The organism is Nocardioides kribbensis (assembly GCF_015070375.1).
GTDB classification, from domain to species: Bacteria; Actinomycetota; Actinomycetes; order Propionibacteriales; family Nocardioidaceae; genus Nocardioides; species Nocardioides kribbensis.
This window is the reverse complement of the sequence record NZ_JADCLL010000007.1, coordinates 198,619-220,140: the sequence shown is the minus strand read 5'-3', so window position 1 is coordinate 220,140 and position 21,522 is coordinate 198,619. Positions and strand designations below refer to the sequence as shown.

The window sequence follows — 21,522 nt, the reverse complement described above, 5'->3', positions numbered from 1 at the left end:
CTGTCTCCTTCCTCGGCTCCGTCTCGGCCTGCACGTCGACCTCTCTCGTCTCTTTCACGCGACCCGCATCCCGTCGATGGCGTCGCGGTCCCAGTCGATGCCCAGACCGGGGTGCTCGGGCATCAGCGCCGAGCCGTCCTGGATGCGCAGCTCGTCGCGGGTGATGGCCCGCAGCTGGGGGATGTGCTCCAACCACCCCGACCCGCCGACCGCACCGCACAGGCTCACGTGGAGCTCCATGAGGAAGTGCGGGCACACAGGCACGTGGTGGGCCTGGGCGGCCTGGGCGATGCGCAGCCATGGCGTGATGCCCCCGACCCGGGCCACGTCGGGCTGCACGACCGTGGCGGCCCCGCGCGCGAGGTACTCGGCGAACTGACCGGGGGAGTACAGGGACTCGCCCACGGCGACCGGGACCGAGGTCGCCGCCGCCAGCCTCTCGTGGCCCCGGACGTCGTCGGCCGGCAGTGGCTCCTCGAACCACGCCGCGCCCACGGCCTCGAGGTCGCGGGCCCGGAGCAGGGCCTCGCCCAGGTCGAAGGCCTGGTTGGCGTCGACCATGAGCTCGGCGTGGGGGCCGATGGCGTCCCGCACGGCCTGCAGCCGCTCCGCGTCCTCGGCACGCGAGGGCCTGCCGATCTTGACCTTCACCCCTCCCGCGCCCGCGGCCACGGCCGTGGCGCACCCGGTCACGAGCTCCTCCAGCGGGAGGTGCAGCCAGCCCGACTCGGTGTCGTAGACGCGGATGCGGTCCTTGGCGCCGCCGGCCAGGACCCACAACGGCAGTCCCAGGGTGCGGCAGCGGCGGTCCCACAGGGCCGTGTCGATCGCAGCGAGGGCGAGTGAGGTGATCGCGCCGACCGCGGTGGCCCTGGTGCCGGCGAGGAGCCGGGCCCACACGGCTTCGATGCGCTCCGCGTCCTGACCGACGAGGGCCGGGAGCAGGTGGTCGCGCAGCATGGCGAGCACGGCAGTGCCACCGGTGCCGATCGTGTAGCTGTAACCGAGGCCGCTGGCGCCGTCGTCGGTGGTGAGCTCGACCATCACGGTCTCCTGTTTCACGAACGACTGGACCGCGTCGGTGCGGGGCTGTTCGACCGGGAGGTCGACGAGCAACGCCTCGGCGCCGGTGACGACCGCCCTCACGAGCAGCTGAGGTACTGGTCGTCGAACGCCGTCATGAGCTCGTCGGTCTTGGCCTCGCGCTCGGTGTCGTAGGTCTCGACGTTGTCGCTGGTGACGACGAAGGAGCCGGAGTCGATGACCGCGCCGGGCTCGCTCATGGTGCAGCCCTCGAGCAGCTTGGCCAGGGCGTAGGTGCCGACGGTGGCCTGACCCACGGGGTTCTGGGTGACGGTGGCGGCCACCGAGCCGTCCTCGATGCCGCTGATGATGGACGGGTCGTCGTCGATGGCGACGACCTTGGTCGGCAAGCCGGCGGACTTGACGCCCTCGGCCGCGGCCACGGCCGGGTTGTACGCCGTGGTGACGATGCCGTCGATGTCGTTGCCGCGCGCCGCGAGCAGGTCGGCGACGGCCCGCTGGGCCGACTGCAGGTCGACGTCGATGTCGGTGACGGTCTGGACCAGCTCGACGGCCCCGTCGGTCTCCTCCACGGCCTTCTCGACGCCGGCGATGCGTCGCTGGGTGTTGGAGTCGACCCGGTTGCCGGTCAGGTGGACCAAGGCGCCGGAGCCGCCCATGGCGTCGATCGCGGCCTGGGCCGCGCGGTAGGCGGCGACCTCGACGTCGGTGGCCAGGCAGAAGGCGGCCTCGTTCGTGTCGCCGGCCGGGCAGGACGCGAGGGACGCGACCTGGAAACCCTGGTCGGTCAGGTCGGCGAAGGTGGAGTTGATGTTCTCGGGCGAGACCCCGAAGATGCCGAAGGCGTTGTAGCCCTGGGCCGCCAGCGAGCTGAGGACGTCGTTCTGCTTGGTCTGGTCCCAGGCCGCGGTCTCGTTGAAGGTGACGTCGGCGAGGCCGAGCTCCTGACCCTCGGCGGCGCCGGCGTCCTTCCAGGGCTGGAAGTAGGGGTGCGGGCCGCCGGGTACGAGGGCGACCTTGACCTGGTCGGCCGACAGGGCCTCGGCGGCGCTGGACGCGGAGGATCCGGCGTCCTGCTTCGCGCAACCGGCGGCGACGGCCAGGCAGACGACAGCGACCGCGGCGGTCCCACTGCGACGAACGTTCATGCGTGTGCTCCTTTGGACTGCACCCCGTCAGGGTGACGTGGGACACAGCATCAGACGTCATACGTATTCTGTCAAGCGTCGTCATGGCTTATGCTCGGGCAATGGAAAGCACTGCGTGGGCCGCTGGCGACGACATGGGCACGAGCGCGGCCATGCCATGGCCCAAGCGCCCGCGACGGCTGGCCACGGTGCTCGTCGAGGAGCTCGTCGACCGTCTGGTGAGCGGGGAGGTGCCTGTCGGAGCGGCGCTCCCCACCGAGCCGGTGCTGTGCGAGACCTTCGGCGTCTCACGCACGGTGGTGCGCGAGGCGGTGAAGGCGCTCGAGGCCATGCGACTGGTCACCGTCCAGCAGGGGCAGGGCACGCGCATCAGGCCCATGGCCGACTGGGACCTGGTGAACCCGGCGGTGCTGTCGGCGGCCGTGCGGCACGACGCCGACAACGCCATCCTCGAGGACGTCGTCGACGTGCGTCGGACCCTCGAGTCGCGCATGGCCGCCCAGGCGGCGGCGCACGTGAGTGCCGCCGAGCTCGACGTGATCGAGCAGCGGATGCGTGACCTCGATGCCAGCATGGACGATGCCGCGGCCTACCTGAAGGCCGACGTGGCGTTCCACGACGCGATCATGGTCGCCTCCCGCAACCGGCTCGGTCGCGCGATGGTGCACAACCTCACGGTCGAGGCCTACCGCAGCCTGCGCTACGTCGGCGATCCGTCGACCGAGCACATCCGCATCACGCACGGCGCCCACCGGCGCATCCTCGACGCCGTCAGGGCCGGCGACGCCGAGCTGGCCTCGCGGGCCATGGACGAGCACATCATCGACTCCTGGCAGCGCAGGCGACCGGCGCCGTCGCCCCGCGTCGACTGAGGCTCGTCGGCCTCAGCGGTCGAGCCCGTACCACGCGGTGGCGGTGTCGGCCCACACCGCCCGGCGATCGTCGTCGCCGAGCTCCTCGAGAGCCAGGGAGGTGACCTCGACGACCTCGGCGTAGGACAGGGACATCTGGGAGACGGGCCAGTCGCTGCCGAAGAGGACGCGCCCCGCCCCGAACAGCTCGACCGCGGTCGCGACGACCCCGGGGAGACGTCGGCGTACGTCGTCGGGATCGACCGCCCGCGCCGCCACGGCCGAGAGCTTGACGCCCACGTGAGACGAGGCGGCCAGTCGCTCGAGCGACGCGCCCCAGGCGTCGGTCGAGGTGGTGTCGAGGTCGACGTTGCCCAGATGGTCGAGGACGAAGCGCGTCTCCGGGTGCCGCTCCACGGCGACGGTCGCGGCGGGCACCTGGTCCGGTCGCAGCAGCAGGTCCACCACCAGATCGGCCGCACCGCACGCGGCGAAGAGTGCTCCCGCCTCGGGGGAGAGCGCCCAGGCGGGATCGGGCCGATCGGCGCTCTGGTCGCGCACGCCCACCAGCCGCTCGGCGCCGGGGAGGACCCGCAGTGCCTCCACCTGAGCCGCGACCTGCTGCGGGCCGGCGTCGAGGTCCACCCAGCCGACGACCCCCAGCACCAGGGGCGAGTCGGCCGCGAGCGCCAGGAACTCGGGGGTCTCACGAGGGTCGCGCACCGTCTGCACGAGCACCGACCCGGACACCCCGGCGGCCGCCGCCTCGGCCTCGTAGTCGGCGAGGAGCCGGTCGCGGCCGATCACCTGACGTTGGGCCGGCGACATCCACGTCTGCGGATAGCGGGCGATGTCCCAGACGTGGTGGTGGGCGTCGATGATCCTGGTCACATCGAGCAATTCATCATATCATCGCACCATGAGTCAATCGCTGGCGTCCGACGCCCCCACCGATCCCCTGGCCACCCTGCGACCCGCGCCGGGACTGCGCGTCCTCGTCACCGGGGGCACCTCGGGCATCGGGCTGGCCGTGACCGAGGTCCTGGAGGCCGCAGGCGCGCGGGTCCACGTGTGCGGCACCGACGCCGGTCGCCTCGAGGCGTTCCTGGCGGCGCGCCCGGGCCGCTCGGCCACCAGGTGCGACGTCTCCGACGAGGCCGACGTGGCCGCCCTGATGAGCCAGGTCCAGAGCACCCTCGGCGGTCTGGACGTGCTGGTCAACAACGCCGGCATCGCCGGCCCCACGGCGCCGGTTGAGCAGGTGAGCCTGCCCGACTGGTCCCGCACCCTCGAGGTCGACCTGACCGGCGCCTTCCTGTGCGCCCGCGACGCGGCGCCGATGCTGCGGGCCAGCGCCGGGAGCATCGTCAACATCTCCTCGGTGGCCGGACGACTGGGCTACGCCCTGCGAGCGCCCTACAACGCCGCGAAGTTCGGGCTGCGCGGTCTGACCGAGTCGCTGGCCCGCGAGCTGGGGCCCGAGGGCGTGCGGGTCAACTCGGTGCTGCCCGGATTCGTCGACAGCGACCGGCTCAACCGCACCACGCAGGCCCGGGCCGACGCCACGGGGGCCGACTTCGAGCAGGTCGAGCAGGTGCTGCTCGCCAAGACCTCGCTGCGGACCAAGGTCAGCGAGGAGGAGGTCGCGCTCCTCGTCGCCTACCTCGTCTCGCCGGCCGCGCGCACCATCAGCGGGCAGTCGCTGAGCATCTGCGGCAACGTGGAGTACCTGTGAGCGCCTCGTCGGGTCCCGCGCCGGGCCCCGTCGCCGTCGTCGGTGCCGGCCTCGTCGGTCTGGGGTGGGTGGTGGTGTGGACGCGCGCCGGACATCCGGTGCGTGTGGTCGACACCGATCAAGCGGCGCTGGACCGCGCGGGCGAGACCATCGCCGCGCTCTGGAGCGACGTCGAGACGCGGCCCGTGCCCGACACCGTCACCTTGACCACCGACCTCGCCGCCGCCGTGAGCGACGTCGTGCACGTGCAGGAGTGCGTGGTGGAGGACGCCACGGTCAAGGCCGAGGTCTTCGCCGCGATCGCCGCGGCCGCCCCGGCCACGGCGGTCATCGCCTCGTCGACCTCGGCCCTGGTGCCGTCGTCGTTCACCGCGTCGGTGCCGGGCCGCGAGCGCACGCTGGTCGCGCACCCGTTCAACCCGCCGCACCTGCACACCGCCGTCGAGCTCGTGCCCGCCCCGTGGACCGGCGCCGAGGCCATGGCCGCGACGCGGCATCTGCTCGAGGACGCCGGCATGGAGCCGATCGAGCTCGCCGCCGAGATCGACGGCTTCGTGGTCAACCGGCTGCAGTCGGCGCTGATCCACGAGGCGTTCCGGCTCGTGGGGTCGGGGGTGGTCGATGCGACCGACGTCGACCGCGCCGTGCGGGGAGCGCTCGCCCCGCGGTGGCTCACGCTGGGGGTGATGGAGACCATCGACCTCAACGCCCCGGGAGGGATCGAGGACTACGTCCAGCGCTACGGACCGATGTACGCCCGCCTGGCCCGTGAGCAGCGTGAGCCCGTGGACTGGCAGCAGGTGCTGGACGCCGGGCTGGCCGCCGACCGGGCGGCGGTGCTGCCGCGCGAGGACCTCGACGCGCGACGGCGCTGGCGCGACGGACGTCTGGCCGCGCTGCGCCGCTTCCTCGACGGCGGGTCCGCGACCTCCTGAGACCCCCTGGCGCACCTCCGATCCGGGGGCTCCCGCCGGGCCGGCCGCGAGGGCCGGCCCGGCGGCGCTACTTGCTGGTCGAGAGGCGGTACTGCCGCACCGAGAGCGGCACGAAGACGACCAGGATCAGCAGGACCCACAGCAGCGTGTAGAGCGCCGGGTGCTGCATCGACCACGCCTCCTGGGGCGGGGCGGTGGCCGGCACGTTGCCGAAGAGCTCGCGCACGGCCTGGGTCAGCGTCGACACAGGGTTCCACTCGACCACCGTGCGCAGCACCGAGCCGAAGCTCTCGGTGGGCACGAACGCGTTGGAGACGAAGGTCAGCGGCATGATGACGATGAACGAGGCGTTGTTGATGACCTCCACGCTCGGCACGAGCAGGCCGACCCAGGCCATCACCCAGCTGATCGCGTAGGCGAAGAGCAGCAGCAGGCCGAAGGCGAGCAGCGCGTCGACGACCCCGTCGCGGATGCGCCAGCCCACGAGCAGGCCGGTCAGCGACATGATCACCACCGACAGCACGTTGTAGACCACGTCGGAGGTCGTGCGGCCCACGAGCACCGCCGACGACGACATCGGCAGTGAGCGGAAGCGGTCGATGATGCCCTTCTGCATGTCCTCGGCCAGGCCGGCGCCGGTGAACGTGGCGCCGAAGACCACCGTCTGGGCGAAGATGCCCGGCACCAGGAACTCCTTGTAGTCCACGCCCTCGGGGGAGATGGCGCCGCCGAAGACGTAGGCGAAGAGCAGCACGAACATGATCGGCGAGATCAGCACGAAGACGAGCACCTCGGGCACCCGCTTGATCTTGATCAGGTTGCGCTTGGCGACCACCCAGCCGTCGGTGGCGGCGCGGGTCATGGTGCTCATCGGAGGGCCTCCGTCGGGGTCGGGGAGTCGTCGGTCGCGGCCGGTGAACCGGGCGTGGCCGAGGTGGCGTGACCGGTGAGGGTCAGGAAGACGTCGTCGAGGGTGGGCCGGCGCAGGCCGACGTCGAGCACCTCCACGCGGTGCTCCTCGAAGTCGCGCAGCACCTCCAGCAGCGCGGACGCGCCGCGGTCGACGGCCGCGGTGAGGGCCCGGCCGTTGTCGCCGACCGACACGCCGCCGACGGCGACCCGCTCGAGCACCCGCTGGGCCGTCTCGCGGTCGGCGGCGTCGCGCAGGACGATCTCGATCCGCTCCCCGCCGGTCTGGGCCTTGAGCTCGTCGGCCGTGCCGCGGGCGATGGCGTTGCCGTGGTCGATGACCACGATGTCGTCGGCGAGGCGGTCGGCCTCCTCGAGGTACTGCGTCGTCAGCAGCAGGGTGGCGCCGGAGGCGACCAGCTCGCGGATGACGTCCCACATCTGCTGCCGGCTGCGCGGGTCGAGCCCGGTGGTCGGCTCGTCGAGGATCAGCACGGGCGGCTCGGCCACGAGGGCGCCGGCCAGGTCGAGGCGCCGGCGCATGCCGCCGGAGTAGGTCTTCGAGGGCCGGTCGCCGGCGTCGGCGAGGTCGAAGCGCTCGAGCAGCTCGCGCGCACGGGTGCGGGCGCGGGCGCGACCCAGGCCGTAGAGCCGGCCGACCATCTCGAGGTTCTCGTAGCCCGTGAGGTGCTCGTCGACCGCGGCGTACTGCCCCGACAGGCCGATGCGCGAGCGCACGCCCTCGGGGTCGGCGAGCACGTCGACGCCCGCGATCTGCGCGCTGCCGCCGTCGGGCTTGAGTAAGGTGGCCAGGACGCGCACCGCGGTGGTCTTGCCGGCACCGTTGGGCCCGAGCAGCGCCAGCACGGTGCCCTCCGGCACGGCGAGGTCGAGCCCGCGCAGGGCCTCGACCTCCTTGTAGCGCTTCACCAGGCCGGTGGCGCGGATCATCTCGTACATGGGGTCCTCTCCTCGGGTGCCGACGCGAGGTGGACCCGGGTCGACGCCGAGAATCATCGCGCGCGGCACCGACAGTCGCCAGCGGATTGACGGCCCCGGCCGGCCCCGGCCGGCCCCGGCCGGCGACCGGTCGGCGTTGCGCCGAGCCGGACGGCGTGGCAGCGTCGTCGGCCGGCCGCCGTCCACCGACCGGACGGTCGGGGACCCACCACCGAGGAGCCCGCCATGCACCCCCTGCGCCTGGAGCGCGACGGCGCCGTCGCGACCGTCGTGCTCGACCGGCCCGCCCAGCGCAACGCCCTCGACCTCGCGCTCAAGGTCGCGCTGCGCGAGACGCTGGGCGAGGTCGCCGCCGACGAGGGGGTGAGGGCGGTGGTGCTCACCGGTGGTCCGGAGGCCTTCTGCGTCGGCCAGGACCTCGCCGAGCACGCCGCCGCGCTGGCCGAGGGTCCGGCCTTCGACACCGTCACCGAGCACTACAACCCGGTCGTGACCGCGCTGGCCACCATGCCCAAGCCGGTCGTGGCGGCCGTGGCCGGCCCCTGCGTCGGGGCGGGCCTGGGGCTGGCCCTGGCCTGCGACCTGCGGCTGTGGAGCACCACGGCCCGCCTCGGCACGGCCTTCTCCGGGATCGGCCTGACCTGCGACTCGGGCCTGTCGACCACGCTGGTGCGCGCGGTCGGCGAGCAGCGCGCCCGGGAGCTCGTGCTGCTGGCCCAGCCCTTCGGGCCCGACGAGGCCGTGGCCTGGGGCCTGGGCGGCCGCGTCGTCGAGCCCGACGCGCTGCTCGAGGAGGCGACCGCCCTGGCGCGGCGGCTGGCGGCCGGGCCCACGGCGGCGTACGCCGAGTCCAAGCGGCTGCTCGCCGACGCCGCCGCGGGCCGCCCGCTGGCCGAGACCCTCGCGGCCGAGGCGGCCGCGCAGGTGCGCCTCGGCGCCACGACCGACCACGCCGGAGCGGTGGCGTCGTTCCTGGCCAAGCGGCGCCCGACCTTCGAGGGCCGCTAGCCGCCGCGCGGGCTCAGCCCTGACGGGCCTTGAGGCGGGGGTTCTGCTTGTTGATGACGTAGGTGCGGCCGCGGCGGCGGACGACCTGCGACCCGGGCTGCTGCTTCAGCGAGCGCAGCGAGTTGCGGACCTTCATCTCTCACCTCCCCCCGAGGTGCGGACGCGGGTGGGGGCGCCGGTGGCGGGGTCGACCAGGCCGCGCTCGACGGCACGGAGCAGGCGCCGGGGCACGAGGTGCTCCTCGCCGGCGACCGTGACCGGCACGAGGGCGGGAGGGTTCGCCTTCCACTGCGAGCGGCGGTGACGGGTGTTGCTGCGCGAGGTGCGGCGCTTCGGCACGGCCATCAGGCGATCTCCCTCACGGGGCCCAGCCACGGCTCGAAGCCGTCGACCGGACGCTGCCACGACTGCCCGGAGGCCTCCTCGGCGGTGGTCATCAGCAGGGCCTCGAAGGCCTCCTCGAGGTGGTCGGGCCGCGCGCCGACGCCGGTGAGCACCAGGCGGGTCTGCGCGGGGCGACGGCCCCACGACTCGCCGGCGCCGATGCTGAGCTGGCCGCCGGCGCCGTCCCACTCCAGCGCTCGCCCGGGGCGGGTGGGCAGCCAGAAGCAGCCGCGCGAGCGGTGGCGTCCGCTGCCGAGGTCCTCGAGGCCCTCCAGCAGCCGGTCGGGGTGGAAGGCACGGTCGGAGCGCAGGTCGACCTGCCACACGTCGGGGACGTCGGGGGAGGGCACGTCCTGGGTGCGGTAGGGCGAGGCCCAGGCGGTGGTCGCGGCGTGGTCGTGCAGCCCGCCCGCGACCAGCGCGCCGTCGAGCAGCTCGGGGCCTGCGACGACGCGGGCGCCCGGCCGCGCCAGCGTGCGCAGCAGGGCCAGGCCCGCGGGCTCGCGCTCGCCGGTGACCACGACGACGTCGGCGTGCTCGACCATGCCCGAGGCGACCTCGCCGACGCCGCGCTCGTCCTCGTGGGACGTCGCGACGCCGCGCTCGGCCATCAGTGCGTCGCCGAGCAGGTCGTCGACCACGGTGGGGCCGGCGACGGCGGTCACGACCCCGGCGACGCGCAGGTGGCGGGCCAGGCGCGCGTCCCAGGTCAGCACGTGGCACACCTGCGCGGCGTCGGCACCGACCGGCAGGTGCGCGACGACGGTGCCCCAGCGCCCGTCGCGGGCCAGCCGCTCGATGGTCGGCACGACGTCCTCGCGCAGCGCGCAGCTCACGCAGGCGTGCTCGAGGTCGACCTCGGCGCGGTCGAGCACGCCGGTGACGTCGCTGACCACCCGGGTCAGCAGCTGCCGCTCGACGTCGATGTGGTGGCGCACGGCGACGGCCTGCGGCAGGTCCCACTGCAGGCTCACCAGGGTCGCGTCCATCGCGTCGGGCGAGACGCCCGTGACCAGGACGACGGGTGTCCTCACGACGACCGCCCCCCTCCGGCGCGGGCGCCGTAGCGGCGCTGGAAGGCCTCGACGCGGCCCTCGCTGTCGAGCACGCGCCCCTTGCCGGTCCAGAACGGGTGGCTGGCGCTGCTCACGTCGACGTCGACCACGGGGTAGGTCGCGCCGTCGACCTCGACGGTGCCGCCCTCGCCGGCCGCGCGCTCGGCCAGCGTCGAGCGCGTCAGCACGACGTCGCCGGTGGAGCGGTCACGGAAGGCGACCAGGTCGTAGGTCGGGTGGATGCCGGGTCTCAACGGGTCCTCCTGGAGTGCTTAGAATGAGAATCGTTATCACTCTAGCCCATCACCAGGAGGACCCGTGTCCCGCACCTGCCAGGTCACCGGGCGGCAGCCCGGCTTCGGCCACCACGTCTCGCACTCGCACCGGCGCACCAACCGGCGCTTCGACGTCAACGTCCAGAAGAAGCGCTACTGGGTGCCGAGCCTGGGCCGCACCGTGACACTGCGTCTCAGCGCGCGCGGCATCAAGGTCGTCGACGTCCGCGGCATCGAGTCGGTCGTCGCCGACATCCAGCGCCGGGGCGGGAGGCTCTGATGGCACGCGGCAGCGACATCCGCCCGGTCGTGAAGCTCCGCTCCACCGCGGGCACCGGCTACACCTACGTCACCCGCAAGAACCGGCGCAACGACCCCGACCGGCTCGAGCTGAGCAAGTACGACCCCCGCGTGCGCCGCCACGTGGCCTTCCGCGAGGAGCGCTGAGGTGGCTACGACCGCGAAGATCGCCGCCGACGCCCGCCGTCGGCGCACCGTCGAGCGGTACGCCGAGAGGCGCGCCGCCCTCAAGGAGCGGGTGCGCCGGGCCGAGCCGGGCTCCGCGGAGCTGGCCGACGCCGTGCGTGCGCTCTCGCGCCTGCCGCGGGACTCCTCCCCGGTGCGCGTGCGCAACCGCGACCAGGTCGACGGCCGCCCGCGCGGCTACCTGCGCAAGGCGGGGGTCTCGCGGATCACCTTCCGGGCGCTGGCCCACCGCGGCGAGCTGCCGGGGATCACCACCTCCAGCTGGTGACCCCCGGCGTCGCCCCGGGCGATCGGATCAGCGCACGAAGCGGTCGGCGGTGACCGGGAGGTCGCGCACGCGGATGCCGGTGGCGTGCCAGGCGGCGTTGGCGACGGCCGCCGCGGTGCCGACGATGCCGATCTCGCCGATGCCCCGCCCGCCGAAGGGCGTGGCGAGGGTGTCGGTGTCGTCGGCGAGCCACTCGACCTCGATGCCGTGCACGTCGGCGTGCGAGGCCACGTGGTAGGTCGCGAGGTCCTGGGTGACGACGTGGCCGAAGCGCGGGTCGCGCACCGACTCCTCGAAGAGCGCGCCCGAGAGGCCCATGACCAGGCCGCCGTAGAACTGCGAGCGGGCGGTCATCGGGTTGACCACCCGACCCGAGGAGTAGACCCCGAGCAGCCGCGGCGCGCGCAGCTCGCCGGTCCAGCGGTGGATGCGGACCTCCGCGAAGACCGCGCCGAAGGAGTGCAGCGCGTAGCGGTCCATGTCGGGGTAGGCCTCGGCCGTCGCGGTCGAGGCCACCCCGGCGTCGGGGTGCTCGCCGTGGTCGGCGCGCAGCTGCTGCACGGTCTGCACGATCGCGGTGCCCCACGACCCGGTGCCGGCCGACCCGCCGGCCACCGTGGCCGCGGGCTGGTCGGTGTCGCCGATGTGGAGGTCGACCGCGGCGGGGTCGACGCCCAGGGCGTCGGCGGCGATCTGCACCAGCACCGTGCGGGCGCCGGTGCCGATGTCGACGGCGCCGATCGACACGGCGTAGCGGCCGCCCCCGAGCGACTCCACGCGTGCGGTGTTGCCCGGCATCCACAGCGTCGGGTACGTCGCCGCGGCCACGCCGGTGCCGACCCACCAGTCGCCGTCCTGCACGGTGCCGGGAGCCGACGGGCGACCGGCCCAGCCGAAGCGCTCGGCGCCGCGCTCGAGGCACTCCACCAGGCGGCGGTTGTTCCACGGGTTGCCCGTCTCGGGGTCGGCGTCGGGCTCGTTGCGCACGCGCAGCTCGATCGGGTCGACCTCGCAGGCGAAGGCCAGCTCGTCCATGGCGACCTCCTGGGCGAACATGCCGGGCATCTCGCCGGGCGCGCGCATCCAGGACGGCACCGCCACGTCGAGCGCGGCCACCCGGTGGGTCGTCGCGCGGGCGGGCGCGGCGTACATCATGCGGGCCGCGGTGGCGGTCTGCTCGGTGAACTCCTTGATCGCCGAGGTCTGGCTCACCGCGTGCTGCTCGATGCCCAGCAGCCGCCCGTCGGGCTCGGCGGCCAGGCGCACGTGGGAGACCGTCTCGGTGCGGTAGCCGGTGAGCGCGAACATCTGCTGGCGGGTCACCGCCAGCTTGACCGGCCGGCCCGGCACCGACAGCGCGGCCAGGGCGGCCGCCATCTCGGGGGCGTGGGGCAGGCCCTTGCTCCCGAAGCCGCCGCCGACGTAGGGCGCCCGCACGGTGATCTGCGCGGCCTCGAGACCGAGCATCGGGGCGAAGGTCTTCGCGACCGCGTGGACGGCCTGGGTGGAGTCCCACAGCGTCAGCCGCTCGCCGTCCCACAGCGCCGTGGCGGCGTGGGGCTCCATCGGGCTGTTGTGCTCGTGGGGGGTGGAGTAGCGCTGGTCGACGACCACCGCGGCCCCGGCGAAGGCGGCCGCGACGTCGCCGTCGGCCCAGTCGGTCTCGTGGCCGGCGTTGACCGACTCCGGGGCGTAGGTCTCGGCGCCCTCGAGGGAGGCCCGGTGGGGCTCCTCGTCATAGGCGACGTGCACCAGGCGCGCGCCCTCGCGGGCGGCCTCGGGGGTCTCGGCGAGCACGACCGCGACGATCTGGCCTCGCAGCCCGACCCGGTCGTCCTGGAGGATCGCCAGCTCACGGTCCTCGGTGTCGGCCAGGCGCGGCGCCGACTCGTGGTCGAGCACGCTCACGACGCCGGGGTGGGCGAGCGCCGCGGCGGGGTCGACGCGCACGACGCGGCCGCGGGCGATCGTCGACTGCACGAGCCAGGCGGTGAGCGGGGCCTCGACGCCGTCGTCGGCGCCGTGCTCCATCGCGTAGCGGGCGTGGCCGGTGACCTTCTCCCGGCCGTCGGCGCGGTCGAGGTGGGTGCCCATCGAGCGTGCCTCGACGGGGGTGGCCTGCTGGGTCATCGGGTGCCTCCCTGCTGGGGGTGCTGCTGCTTCGACGCGAGCTGGTGCATCACCAGCGCGGTGGCGTTGCGGACCATGGCGACCTTGAACGCGTTGTCGTCGCCGGTCTCGGCCGCGCGCAGCTCCTCGGCCGCGGCGGCGCGCACGGCGTCCTCGCTGTAGACCTCGCCGCGCAGGGCCTGCTCGGCCACCGTGGCTCGCCACGGCTTGTGGGCCACGCCGCCCCAGGCGATGCGCACGTCGCGCACGACGTCGCCGTCGAGCTCCAGCGCACCGGCCACCGAGACCAGGGCGAAGGCGTAGGACGCGCGGTCGCGCGCCTTGTAGTACGTCGAGTGCCGCGTCAGCTCGCTGCCGCGCAGCTCGACGGCCGTGATCAGCTCCCCGTGGGCCAGGGTGGTGTCGTCCTCGGGGTGGTGACCGGGCAGTCGGTGCAGGTCGGCGAGCGGCACGCGCCGCTCCCCGTCGGGGCCGAGCACGACGACGTCGGCGTCGAGGGCGGCCAGGCCCACGGCCATGTCGGAGGGGTGGGTGGCGACGCAGTCGGCGCTCGTGCCGAGGATGGCGTTGTAGCGCCCGTAGCCCTCCAGCGCCGAGCAGCCCGAGCCGGGCTCGCGCTTGTTGCACGGCGTGGTGACGTCCTGGAAGTAGACGCAGCGGGTGCGCTGCAGCAGGTTGCCGCCCGTGGTGGCCTGGTTGCGGATCTGGCCCGAGGCGCCCGCGAGCAGCGAGCGCGAGAGCGCCGGGAAGGTGCTGCGGACCACCGGGTGGGCGGCGAGGTCGCTGTTGCGCACGTTGGCGCCGATGCGCAGCCCGCCGCGGTCGCCCTCGAGGACCTCGACGGTGTCGAGCGGGAGCCGGCTGACGTCGACCAGGGTCGAGGGGGTCGCCACCCCCAGCTTGAGGTGGTCGACCAGGTTGGTGCCGCCGCCGAGGAAGCGGGCGTGGGGGTCGGCGCTGACGGTGGCGACCGCGGAGGCGGCGTCGTCGGCGCGGACGTAGGTGAGCTCCTTCACCGGGCGCCCTCCGTCTCGTGGTCGTGGGTGTGGCGGGCGGGATCGACGCCCCGGCCGGGGGTCTGGCCCGCGGCCTGGCGCACGGCGTCGAGGATGCCGACGTAGGCGCCGCAGCGGCACAGGTTGCCGCTCATGCGCTCGCGGATCTCCTCGTCGGTCAGCTCGACGTCACCGCCGACCTCGAGGTCGTCGGTCACGTGGCTGGGGTGGCCCTGCTTCGCCTCGTCGAGCACGCCGACGGCCGAGCAGATCTGGCCGGGGGTGCAGTAGCCGCACTGGTAGCCGTCGTGGTCGAGGAAGGCCTGCTGCACGGGGTGCAGCGCGTCTTCCCCACGGGAGGCCGGGTCGGCCGCGGAGCCGGTGAGCCCGGCGGCGGTGACGATCTCGTCGCCGTCGTGGGCCACGGCGAGGGCCAGGCAGGTGAGGTGGCGGCGCCCTTCGAGGAGCACGGTGCACGAGCCGCACTGGCCGTGGTCGCAGCCCTTCTTGGGGGCGGTCGCGCCGATCCGCTCGCGCAGGGCGTCGAGCAGCGTCGTGCGGGTGTCGACGTCGAGCGTGTGCTCGCTGCCGTCGACGGTGAGCGTGATGGAGGTGTCCATGGGCCGCCTTCCGTGGGGTGCCAGGGTGGCCTCCTCGACTCTGCCTCCCGGGCGCCCCGCAGCGTCCACCCGCGGGGGTGAACGGGACCCGCGCTCCCATGGACACCGGTGCGGCGGCCGGGTCGGCTCCCACCCGCGCGGGTGGGACGGTGAGGGTGCGGCGCGAGGGATGCTCGGGGCAGCGGTCGCCGCGGCGGCCGAGTCGGTCAGGCGGGGCTCACGCAGCCCGCCGGGGGGCGCCGAACTCCCGACCAGGCTGGCCCGCGGCGACCGCTGACCGCGCCGCGGGGCGTCAGCCCACCGGGACGGGGTCCACCGGGAGGGCGAGCGCCGAGCTGCTCTGCTCCTCGACGGGCGTGGGCGGGTCGAGGTCGGTGTCGTCGCCCTGCAGCAGCCCGATGAGCAGGATGACGCCGCCCACGACCACGAGCAGCACGAGCACGGCGGCGGGCACCAGCCACCGTGCCCGGTTGCCTGCGGGGGTCTTGGCCTGGTCGGTCATCGGTCCTCCGATCGTGAGGCGGAAGGTCCGGCCTCTCATCCACCGTGCCACGGGCCGCGGGCCGGTATCTCCCACAGAAGGGTGACTCCGACGTCGCCCGCGACACGTGCCGTGACCTTCGCCACAGGTGCCGCGGTGGCCGGGCGCGGTCTGCCATCGTGCGAGCGGGCCCGGTCGCCCCGACCGGCCGTCCCCCCCACGACCCCGAGCCCGAGGTGCGCCCATGAAGATCACCGTCGACTACGACCGCTGCGAGGGCATCGGCATGTGCGAGTCGCTGGCCCCCCACCACTTCCAGCTCGAGGACAACGGCGACCTCACCGTGCTCCAGGCCGAGGTCGCGCCCGAGGACGTCTCCGACGTCGAGGAGGCCGTGGCCAGCTGCCCCACCGGGGCGCTGCGACTCCAGTGACCGCTCCGGGGTCGGCGCCCGACCGCGGCGCGCCGCCCGACCCGGCCACGGGCCGACTGGTCGTGGTCGGCGCCTCGCTCGCCGGGCTGCGCGCGGTCGAGTCGGCCCGCAAGGCGGGGTTCGCCGGGTCGATCACGCTGGTCGGCGCCGAGGAGCACCTGCCCTACGACCGCCCGCCGCTGTCCAAGGCGCACCTCGGGGCCGGCCCCGGGTCGGAGCCCGCGGCGCCCTACCTGCGCGAGGAGGCCCACCTGCGCGAGGAGCTCGGGGTCGATCTGCTGCTCGGCCGGCCGGCCACCGCGCTCGACACCGCCGCGCGCGTCGTCCACGTCGGCGGGCGCGAGGTGGCCTACGACGCCGTCGTGCTCGCCACCGGGTCGACGGCGCGGCGCCTGCCCGGCACCGACCACCTCGACGGCGTGCACCCGCTGCGCACCCTCGACGACGCCCGCGCGGTGCGGCGCGCCCTCGAGGCGCGGGCACGCACGGTCGTGGTGGGCGCGGGGTTCATCGGCTCCGAGGTCGCCTCCGCGGCCCGGGGCCGGGGCCTCGACGTCACCGTGGTGGAGGCCCAGCCCACGCCGCTGGCGAGGGCCGTGGGCGCGGAGCTGGGCGCCCACGTCGCCGCCATCCACGAGCGCCACGGCACCCGCCTGCTCACCGGCGTCGGCGTCGCCTCGGTCGAGGGCGACGGCGCGGGCCGGGTGGAGCGGGTCGTGCTCGACGACGGCACGGTGCGGCCGGCCGACCTGGTGGTCGTCGGCATCGGGGTCGTGCCCGCCACCGGCTGGCTGGAGGGCTCCGGGCTGCGCCTCGACGACGGTGTCGTCTGCGACGAGACGCTGTGGGCCGGCGCCCCGGGGGTGTGGGCCGCGGGCGACGTGGTGCGCTGGCCCAACGCCACGATGGGGGAGACCCAGCGGCTGGAGAACTGGACCGGGGCCGCCGACCAGGGAGCCGCGGCCGCGCGCAACGCGCTCGACCCGGCCGCCGCGGCGGCGTACGCGACGGTGCCCTTCTTCTGGTCCGACTGGTACGACGTGCGGATCCAGATGATCGGCTCGCCGGTGGCCGACGAGGTGCTCGTCGTCGACGGCGACCCGACCGCGGCCGGACGCTGGGTGGCGCTCTACCGCCGCGGCGACCGGCTGATCGGCGCGCTGGCGGTCGACGCCCCGGCGGAGATCATGAAGTACCGGACCCAGGTGATGCGGGGCGGCTCGTGGGACGACGCGCTGGCCCATGCCGCGGCGCGGCGCGAGCGGGCCGCCGGGCGCGCCGCCGGGCCCGCTTCCTAGGCCGCTCCTGGGCCTGCTTCCTAGGCTGGGACCCATGAGCGACTTCCTCGTGCCCGACCAGACCGACCGCACCTGGCTGGTGACCGGCGCCAACTCCGGGCTCGGCCTGGAGACCTCCCGGATGCTGGCGGCCGCCGGCGCCCACGTGGTCATGACCGCCCGCGACGCCGCCAAGGGGCGGGCCGCGGCCGAGGAGGTCCGCGTCGGCCTCGGCGGCCGGGGGTCGGTGGAGGTCGCCGCGCTCGACCTGGCCGACCTGGCCTCGGTGCGGGCCCTGGCCGAGGGCTGGGAGCGTCCGCTGCACGGCGTGGTGGCCAACGCCGGGATCATGATGGTGCCCCAGGGCCGCACGGCCGACGGCTTCGAGCTCCAGCTCGGCACCAACCACCTGGGCCACTTCGCGCTGGTCAACCTGCTGCTGCCCCATGTGGCCGACCGGGTGGTGTCGGTGTCCTCGGCGCTGCACAAGGGCCCGCCGCTGGACTTCGACGACCTCTTCCTGGAGCGCTCCTACTCGCCGGGGCGGGCCTACCAGCAGAGCAAGCTGGCCAACCTCCTCTTCACCGCCGAGCTCCAGCGACGCCTCGGTGCGTCCGGCTCCGCGGTGCGCGCGACCGCCGCGCACCCGGGCTACGCCGCGACCAACCTCCAGTCGCACCACGCCGTGCCGCTGATGAACACCCTGATGGCGGTGGGCAACCGCGTCGTCGCGACCAGCGCCGAGGAGGGGGCGCGCCCCTCGGTGATGGCGGCGACCTACGACCTCGTCGGCGGCACCTACGTCGGTCCGTCGCGGCTCGGCGGGCTCCGCGGCGCCCCCGCACCGGCCTCGCGCTCGCTGGAGGCGGCCGACGACGGCGCGGCTCGACGGCTGTGGGACGTCTCCGAGGAGCTGACGGGCGTGGGCTGGGCGCTGTGACCTGCGGGTTCGGCTGAGCCGCGCCCCGCGGGTGCGGCACACTGGGCCCGAGCACGGCCGTCGACGACGGCCCCCACGGAGGCCGGACGGAGGTGGCTGGAGTGAGCCCTGGGACCGCCGGCACCGTCCAGGCCGCCCGCAACCCGTTCGGGTCGTGGCTGCTGGGCCCGGCCGACCAGAGCCTGCGGGCGCTGCGGGTGCGGATGCAGCTGCTGCTCACCGTCATCCTGCTCACCACCCACAGCATCGGGGCGGGGGTGGTGGTCGTCCTGTCGACCTTCGTCTTCGCCCAGGAGACGCCGGAGGCCGACATGGCCCTCGCGCTCTTCATCGCCATCCCGGTCTACGTCGGCCTCGCGCTCGTGCTCGGGGCGGTCCGCGGCACCCGGGGCACCCTCAAGGCCCTGCGCTGGGCCACCCGCGGCGAGGAGCCCACCCCGCGCGACCGGCTCCGCACGCTGCGGGTGCCGCTGCGCCTGACCCTGCTCCAGGCGGGGCTCTGGCTGGCCGCCGTCGTGCTCTTCACCCTCCTCTCGGCGCTGCTGCAGCCCTCGCGGGCGGTGAGCACCGGCCTGACCGTGGCCATCGCCGGGCTGGTGGTGTGCGCGGTGGCCTACCTGCTCACCGAGTTCACGCTGCGCCCGATCGCGGCGCGCGCCCTCACCGGCGACACCTCGGCGCGGCGCCCGCGCGGCCTCGGGGTCGGCGGCCGGCTGCTGACCTTCTGGCTGCTCGGCACCGGCGCCCCCGTGGTCGGCCTGATGGTCGCGGCCGTGCTGGCCCTCACCGACGGGGTCTCCACCACCCGGCTGGCCGTCGAGGTGCTGGTGCTGGGCGGGGTGGTGCTCGTCTTCGGCCTCCTGGTCACCGTGCTCAACGCCCGCTCGGTGGTGGCCCCCATCGAGTCGGTGCGCCGCGCCATCGCCCAGGTCCGCACCGGTGACCTGTCGCAGCGGGTGCCGGTCTACGACGGCAGCGAGCTGGGCCTGCTGCAGGCCGGCTTCAACGAGATGGCCGACGGGCTGCGCGAGCGCGAGCACCTGCGCGACGTCTTCGGGCGCCACGTCGGGCGCGACGTCGCCGAGGCCGCGGCGGCGGGCGACCTCGAGCTGGGCGGGGCCTCGCGCGTGGTCACCGTGCTCTTCGTCGACCTCGTCGGCTCGACCTCCATGGCCGCCGACCGCGAGCCGGCCGAGGTGGTCGACGTGCTCAACCGCTTCTTCTCCGTGGTCGTCGACGAGGTCGGCGCCCACGGCGGCTTCGTCAACAAGTTCATGGGCGACGCGGTGCTGGCCGTCTTCGGCGCCCCGGTGGAGCTGCCCGACCACGCCGCGCGCGCCCTGGCGGCCGGGCGCGCGATGGCGCAGCGGCTGGCCGAGGAGCAGACCGACGTCGCGGCCGGCATCGGCGTCTACACCGGCGAGACGGTGGCCGGCAACGTCGGCACGACCGACCGGCTGGAGTACACGGTGATCGGTGACGCGGTCAACGCCGCCGCCCGCCTCACCGAGCTGGCCAAGGAGGTCGACGGCGGGCTGCTGACCTCGTGGGAGACCGTCGAGGCCGCGGGCGGCGAGGAGGGCGCGCGGTGGCGGCGCCACGGCCGGGCCGTCCTGCGGGGGCGGACCGTCGAGACCACGCTGGCCGTGCCGGCCGACCTCGCGTGACCACGGCGCCCCCGGCCCCCCGGCAGCCCGACCGGCAGCCCGACCGTCAGGTCTGGGCCGACGTCGCCAAGGGCGCGTGCATCCTGCTGGTCGTGCTGCACCACGCCGTCGGCAAGCTCTACGTGCCGGCGCTCATGGGCGAGCCCGGCCCGCCGCCGCTGCCGGGCACCGACCGCGCCGCCGGCGACGGCTGGCTCGACCCCTCCGGGCTGGCGCTGGTCTGGTACGAGCTGTCGGCGGCCCTCAAGCCGGTGCGGATGCCGCTGTTCTTCGTCGTGAGCGGCTTCTTCGCCGCCGGCGTCGTGCGCCGGCCGTGGCCCGCGCTGCGCCGTCGGGTGGGCACGACCGCGTGGGTCTACGCGGTGTGGCTGCTGCTGCTGGCGGCGTACTTCTCGGTGGAGCGGGCGATGCCGCTCAACCGCACCCAGGACGGCGCGGAGCTGCTGGCCGACCTGGTCTGGGCCTCGACGGGGCTGTGGTTCCTCTACGCGCTGGCGGTCTACGTCGTGCTGGCCCGGCTGCTGGTGCGCTGGCCGCGGGCGACCCTCGCGGGGGCGGCCCTGCTCACCGCGGCGACCTCGTGGCTGCCGGTCGACGACCTCAACCGCGCCGCGGTGCTGACCCACTTCGTGTTCTTCGCCTGGGCCGCCTACCGGCCCCAGGACGTACGCCGGCTCGCCGGTCCCGCCGCCGGCCGGCCGGGGCGCGTGCTGCTGCTCGTGGCCGCCTTCGTGGCGCTGCTCGCGGCGCAGCGGGCCGCCGGCCTGCCGGGCAGCGCCGACCTGCTGGTGCTGGCCCTGCTCGGGGTGCCGTTGGGCCTCGCCGTCGCGGTCGCCCTGGCCGAGCGGCCGCGGGTCGGGGCCGCGCTGGCGCGCCTCGGGGCGCTGACGCTGCCGGTCTACGTCCTGCACTCGCCGCTGCTCGCGCTGCTCGCCCACGCGCCGGCGCTGCTGCCCCCGCCCGGGAGCCCGGTGCTCGCGCTGGCGTGGCCGGTGGTGGTGGCCGCCGCCGCCGTGGCGGTGTGCCTGGCCCTGCACCGGCTGCTGCTCGCGGTCGGCCTCGACTGGCTCTTCGCGCTGCCGCGCCCGGTGGCCGCGCGCGCCCCGGCAGGGCTCAGCGGGCCAGGGAGCGGTGGGCCTCGAGGAGCGAGGGCCCGTACCAGGTCAGCAGCCGACCGCTGACCAGCTCGGTCGCCACGCCGTCCGCGCCGCCCGCGCCGTCCAGGCCGTCCAGGCCGTCCGGGCCGTCCGGGCCGCCCGCGAACACCTCCGGGCCGTCGTCGGCGGTGAAGAGGTAGGGCTCGTCGGGGAGCAGCACGACGTCAGGGGCGGCCGCGACGACCTGCTCCGGGGAGGCGGCGGGATAGCGGTCGGGGTGGTCGGCGAAGACGTTGTCGAGACCGAGGCGACGGGCCAGGTCGCCGGTGAAGGTGCGCGCGCCGACGACCATCCACGGGTCGCGCCACACCGGGATGGCCACCCGTCGCGACACCGGTGGCACCGGGCCGCACCACAGCCTGCGGGCCTCGCCCAGCCAGGTCGGGCGCTCCCAGCCGAGACCGTCGAGCAGCCGCTCCATCGAGCCGACCGCCTCCGGCACGGTCTCGATGCGGGTCACCCAGACCCGCACGCCGCTCTCGCGCAGCCGCCTCACGTCGAGCTCGCGGTTCTCCTCCTGGTTGGCCACGACCACGTCGGGCTCCAGCGCGCGCACCGCGGCGAGGTCGGGGTTTTTGGTGCCGCGCACCCGGGCGGCGCCGAGGTCGGCGGGGTGGGTGCACCAGTCGGTCGCACCGACCACGGCGTCGCGGTCGACCGAGGCCAGCGCCTCGGTCAGCGACGGCACCAGCGAGACCACCCGGCGCGCCGGGCGCGGTCCGTCGTACACCGTGCCGAGGTCGTCCACCCGCCCGACGCTACCC

General features: G+C 74.8%; 26 protein-coding genes. 12 read left to right on the top strand and 14 right to left on the bottom strand.

Translation table 11 applies throughout. From position 1 onward, the window contains the following. Window positions 1-54 precede the first annotated feature (54 nt). Entirely contained in the window at window positions 55-1,146 is a 1,092-nt protein-coding gene (locus tag IR170_RS16030; RefSeq protein WP_319805122.1) for a mandelate racemase/muconate lactonizing enzyme family protein, read from the bottom strand. Further along, the gene (locus tag IR170_RS16025) at window positions 1,143-2,192 is read right to left on the bottom strand and encodes a sugar ABC transporter substrate-binding protein (protein ID WP_193665698.1); all 1,050 of its coding nucleotides are present in this window, start codon (window positions 2,190-2,192) and stop codon (window positions 1,143-1,145) included. Before IR170_RS16025 ends, IR170_RS16030 begins: the two co-directional genes overlap by 4 nt. A 101-nt stretch (window positions 2,193-2,293) precedes the next feature. Between IR170_RS16025 and IR170_RS16020 the strand changes: the two genes are divergently transcribed. Continuing rightward, window positions 2,294-3,064, top strand: a complete 771-nt coding sequence (locus IR170_RS16020) for a FadR/GntR family transcriptional regulator (RefSeq protein ID WP_193665696.1) — start codon at window positions 2,294-2,296, stop codon at window positions 3,062-3,064. A 12-nt stretch (window positions 3,065-3,076) separates the two neighbouring features. Here IR170_RS16020 and IR170_RS16015 read toward each other — a convergent pair whose 3' ends face one another. Then, window positions 3,077-3,934 carry an amidohydrolase family protein gene (locus IR170_RS16015; RefSeq protein WP_193665693.1) on the bottom strand — a complete coding sequence of 286 codons (858 nt, stop codon included), beginning with the start codon at window positions 3,932-3,934 and terminating at the stop codon, window positions 3,077-3,079. On the opposite strand from IR170_RS16015, the gene IR170_RS16010 reads away from it, so the two are divergent. Next, window positions 3,894-4,778, top strand: coding sequence for an SDR family oxidoreductase (locus IR170_RS16010; RefSeq protein ID WP_227489400.1), 885 nt, complete (start codon window positions 3,894-3,896; stop codon window positions 4,776-4,778). The genes IR170_RS16015 and IR170_RS16010 overlap by 41 nt on opposite strands. Beyond that, a complete protein-coding gene (locus IR170_RS16005) occupies window positions 4,775-5,713 on the top strand; it encodes a 3-hydroxyacyl-CoA dehydrogenase (RefSeq protein WP_193665691.1) in 939 nt (312 codons plus the stop codon). Before IR170_RS16010 ends, IR170_RS16005 begins: the two co-directional genes overlap by 4 nt. A gap of 67 nt (window positions 5,714-5,780) precedes the next feature. On the opposite strand, the gene IR170_RS16000 is transcribed toward IR170_RS16005, so the two are convergent. Continuing rightward, window positions 5,781-6,584 carry an ABC transporter permease gene (locus IR170_RS16000; protein ID WP_056863265.1) on the bottom strand — a complete coding sequence of 268 codons (804 nt, stop codon included), beginning with the start codon at window positions 6,582-6,584 and terminating at the stop codon, window positions 5,781-5,783. Continuing rightward, window positions 6,581-7,582: an ATP-binding cassette domain-containing protein gene (locus IR170_RS15995; RefSeq protein WP_193665689.1), complete on the bottom strand. Its 1,002-nt coding sequence runs from the start codon at window positions 7,580-7,582 to the stop codon at window positions 6,581-6,583. The genes IR170_RS16000 and IR170_RS15995 overlap by 4 nt, the downstream gene beginning before the upstream one ends. 225 nt (window positions 7,583-7,807) lie before the next feature. Here IR170_RS15995 and IR170_RS15990 point away from each other — a divergent pair, with 225 nt between their 5' ends. Beyond that, entirely contained in the window at window positions 7,808-8,590 is a 783-nt protein-coding gene (locus IR170_RS15990; protein ID WP_193665687.1) for an enoyl-CoA hydratase/isomerase family protein, read from the top strand. Between the two features lie 13 nt (window positions 8,591-8,603). Here the strand turns inward: IR170_RS15990 and ykgO are convergent, their stop codons facing one another. From ykgO to IR170_RS15970, 4 genes are read right to left on the bottom strand one after another with little or no spacing between them, the layout of a single operon-like run. Next, window positions 8,604-8,726, bottom strand: a complete 123-nt coding sequence (gene ykgO, locus IR170_RS15985; protein ID WP_056863268.1) for a type B 50S ribosomal protein L36 — start codon at window positions 8,724-8,726, stop codon at window positions 8,604-8,606. Continuing rightward, the gene (gene rpmF, locus IR170_RS15980; protein WP_193665685.1) at window positions 8,723-8,935 is read right to left on the bottom strand and encodes a 50S ribosomal protein L32; all 213 of its coding nucleotides are present in this window, start codon (window positions 8,933-8,935) and stop codon (window positions 8,723-8,725) included. Before rpmF ends, ykgO begins: the two co-directional genes overlap by 4 nt. Next, complete coding sequence (locus IR170_RS15975) at window positions 8,935-10,008, bottom strand: CobW family GTP-binding protein (RefSeq protein WP_251535090.1); 1,074 nt, start codon at window positions 10,006-10,008, stop codon at window positions 8,935-8,937. Before IR170_RS15975 ends, rpmF begins: the two co-directional genes overlap by 1 nt. Then, the gene (locus IR170_RS15970; protein ID WP_056863271.1) at window positions 10,005-10,283 is read right to left on the bottom strand and encodes a type B 50S ribosomal protein L31; all 279 of its coding nucleotides are present in this window, start codon (window positions 10,281-10,283) and stop codon (window positions 10,005-10,007) included. The genes IR170_RS15975 and IR170_RS15970 overlap by 4 nt, the downstream gene beginning before the upstream one ends. Before the next feature lie 64 nt (window positions 10,284-10,347). Here IR170_RS15970 and rpmB point away from each other — a divergent pair, with 64 nt between their 5' ends. The 3 genes from rpmB to rpsN are packed head-to-tail and all read left to right on the top strand — an operon-like array spanning window position 10,348 to window position 11,058. Continuing rightward, window positions 10,348-10,584, top strand: coding sequence for a 50S ribosomal protein L28 (gene rpmB / locus IR170_RS15965; protein WP_193665683.1), 237 nt, complete (start codon window positions 10,348-10,350; stop codon window positions 10,582-10,584). Continuing rightward, window positions 10,584-10,751, top strand: a complete 168-nt coding sequence (gene rpmG / locus IR170_RS15960) for a 50S ribosomal protein L33 (protein ID WP_056863273.1) — start codon at window positions 10,584-10,586, stop codon at window positions 10,749-10,751. Before rpmB ends, rpmG begins: the two co-directional genes overlap by 1 nt. A 1-nt stretch (window position 10,752) precedes the next feature. Further along, on the top strand, window positions 10,753-11,058 hold the full coding sequence (rpsN, locus tag IR170_RS15955; protein WP_193665680.1) for a 30S ribosomal protein S14: 306 nt from the start codon (window positions 10,753-10,755) through the stop codon (window positions 11,056-11,058). 27 nt (window positions 11,059-11,085) lie between these two features. On the opposite strand, the gene IR170_RS15950 is transcribed toward rpsN, so the two are convergent. The 4 genes from IR170_RS15950 to IR170_RS15935 all read right to left on the bottom strand — a co-directional run bounded on the left by IR170_RS15950 (window position 11,086) and on the right by IR170_RS15935 (window position 15,305). Further along, entirely contained in the window at window positions 11,086-13,188 is a 2,103-nt protein-coding gene (locus IR170_RS15950) for a xanthine dehydrogenase family protein molybdopterin-binding subunit (RefSeq protein WP_193665678.1), read from the bottom strand. Next, window positions 13,185-14,204, bottom strand: a complete 1,020-nt coding sequence (locus IR170_RS15945; RefSeq protein WP_193665676.1) for an FAD binding domain-containing protein — start codon at window positions 14,202-14,204, stop codon at window positions 13,185-13,187. Before IR170_RS15945 ends, IR170_RS15950 begins: the two co-directional genes overlap by 4 nt. After that, on the bottom strand, window positions 14,201-14,803 hold the full coding sequence (locus tag IR170_RS15940; RefSeq protein WP_193665674.1) for a 2Fe-2S iron-sulfur cluster-binding protein: 603 nt from the start codon (window positions 14,801-14,803) through the stop codon (window positions 14,201-14,203). The genes IR170_RS15945 and IR170_RS15940 overlap by 4 nt, the downstream gene beginning before the upstream one ends. 292 nt (window positions 14,804-15,095) lie before the next feature. Continuing rightward, window positions 15,096-15,305, bottom strand: coding sequence for a hypothetical protein (locus IR170_RS15935; RefSeq protein ID WP_193665672.1), 210 nt, complete (start codon window positions 15,303-15,305; stop codon window positions 15,096-15,098). A 223-nt stretch (window positions 15,306-15,528) separates the two neighbouring features. On the opposite strand from IR170_RS15935, the gene IR170_RS15930 reads away from it, so the two are divergent. The 5 genes from IR170_RS15930 to IR170_RS15910 all read left to right on the top strand — a co-directional run bounded on the left by IR170_RS15930 (window position 15,529) and on the right by IR170_RS15910 (window position 20,782). Next, window positions 15,529-15,717, top strand: coding sequence for a ferredoxin (locus IR170_RS15930; protein ID WP_056863279.1), 189 nt, complete (start codon window positions 15,529-15,531; stop codon window positions 15,715-15,717). Then, window positions 15,714-17,015 (top strand): NAD(P)/FAD-dependent oxidoreductase, encoded by a 1,302-nt coding sequence (locus tag IR170_RS15925; RefSeq protein WP_193665670.1) that lies wholly within the window; start codon window positions 15,714-15,716, stop codon window positions 17,013-17,015. The genes IR170_RS15930 and IR170_RS15925 overlap by 4 nt, the downstream gene beginning before the upstream one ends. Window positions 17,016-17,049: 34 nt before the next feature. Continuing rightward, complete coding sequence (locus tag IR170_RS15920; protein ID WP_193665668.1) at window positions 17,050-17,934, top strand: oxidoreductase; 885 nt, start codon at window positions 17,050-17,052, stop codon at window positions 17,932-17,934. 101 nt (window positions 17,935-18,035) lie between these two features. Beyond that, window positions 18,036-19,601 carry an adenylate/guanylate cyclase domain-containing protein gene (locus IR170_RS15915; RefSeq protein ID WP_319805121.1) on the top strand — a complete coding sequence of 522 codons (1,566 nt, stop codon included), beginning with the start codon at window positions 18,036-18,038 and terminating at the stop codon, window positions 19,599-19,601. After that, the gene (locus tag IR170_RS15910; protein WP_193665666.1) at window positions 19,598-20,782 is read left to right on the top strand and encodes an acyltransferase family protein; all 1,185 of its coding nucleotides are present in this window, start codon (window positions 19,598-19,600) and stop codon (window positions 20,780-20,782) included. The genes IR170_RS15915 and IR170_RS15910 overlap by 4 nt, the downstream gene beginning before the upstream one ends. On the opposite strand, the gene IR170_RS15905 is transcribed toward IR170_RS15910, so the two are convergent. Further along, window positions 20,715-21,506 carry a helical backbone metal receptor gene (locus IR170_RS15905; protein ID WP_193665664.1) on the bottom strand — a complete coding sequence of 264 codons (792 nt, stop codon included), beginning with the start codon at window positions 21,504-21,506 and terminating at the stop codon, window positions 20,715-20,717. The two genes, IR170_RS15910 and IR170_RS15905, sit on opposite strands and share 68 nt — an antisense overlap. Window positions 21,507-21,522: the final 16 nt, after the last annotated feature.

Bases quoted from the DNA above. Each gene is read 5' to 3' on its own strand.
- IR170_RS16025 (WP_193665698.1), bottom strand. From the start codon at position 2,192: ATGAACGTTCGTCGCAGTGGGACCGCCGCGGTCGCTGTCGTCTGCCTG.
- IR170_RS16020 (WP_193665696.1), top strand. From the start codon at position 2,294: ATGGAAAGCACTGCGTGGGCCGCTGGCGACGACATGGGCACGAGCGCG.
- IR170_RS16010 (WP_227489400.1), top strand. From the start codon at position 3,894: ATGTCCCAGACGTGGTGGTGGGCGTCGATGATCCTGGTCACATCGAGC.
- IR170_RS16000 (WP_056863265.1), bottom strand. From the start codon at position 6,584: ATGAGCACCATGACCCGCGCCGCCACCGACGGCTGGGTGGTCGCCAAG.
- IR170_RS15995 (WP_193665689.1), bottom strand. From the start codon at position 7,582: ATGTACGAGATGATCCGCGCCACCGGCCTGGTGAAGCGCTACAAGGAG.
- IR170_RS15990 (WP_193665687.1), top strand. From the start codon at position 7,808: ATGCACCCCCTGCGCCTGGAGCGCGACGGCGCCGTCGCGACCGTCGTG.
- ykgO (WP_056863268.1), bottom strand. From the start codon at position 8,726: ATGAAGGTCCGCAACTCGCTGCGCTCGCTGAAGCAGCAGCCCGGGTCG.
- rpmF (WP_193665685.1), bottom strand. From the start codon at position 8,935: ATGGCCGTGCCGAAGCGCCGCACCTCGCGCAGCAACACCCGTCACCGC.
- rpmG (WP_056863273.1), top strand. From the start codon at position 10,584: ATGGCACGCGGCAGCGACATCCGCCCGGTCGTGAAGCTCCGCTCCACC.
- IR170_RS15950 (WP_193665678.1), bottom strand. From the start codon at position 13,188: ATGACCCAGCAGGCCACCCCCGTCGAGGCACGCTCGATGGGCACCCAC.
- IR170_RS15940 (WP_193665674.1), bottom strand. From the start codon at position 14,803: ATGGACACCTCCATCACGCTCACCGTCGACGGCAGCGAGCACACGCTC.
- IR170_RS15935 (WP_193665672.1), bottom strand. From the start codon at position 15,305: ATGACCGACCAGGCCAAGACCCCCGCAGGCAACCGGGCACGGTGGCTG.
- IR170_RS15930 (WP_056863279.1), top strand. From the start codon at position 15,529: ATGAAGATCACCGTCGACTACGACCGCTGCGAGGGCATCGGCATGTGC.
- IR170_RS15920 (WP_193665668.1), top strand. From the start codon at position 17,050: ATGAGCGACTTCCTCGTGCCCGACCAGACCGACCGCACCTGGCTGGTG.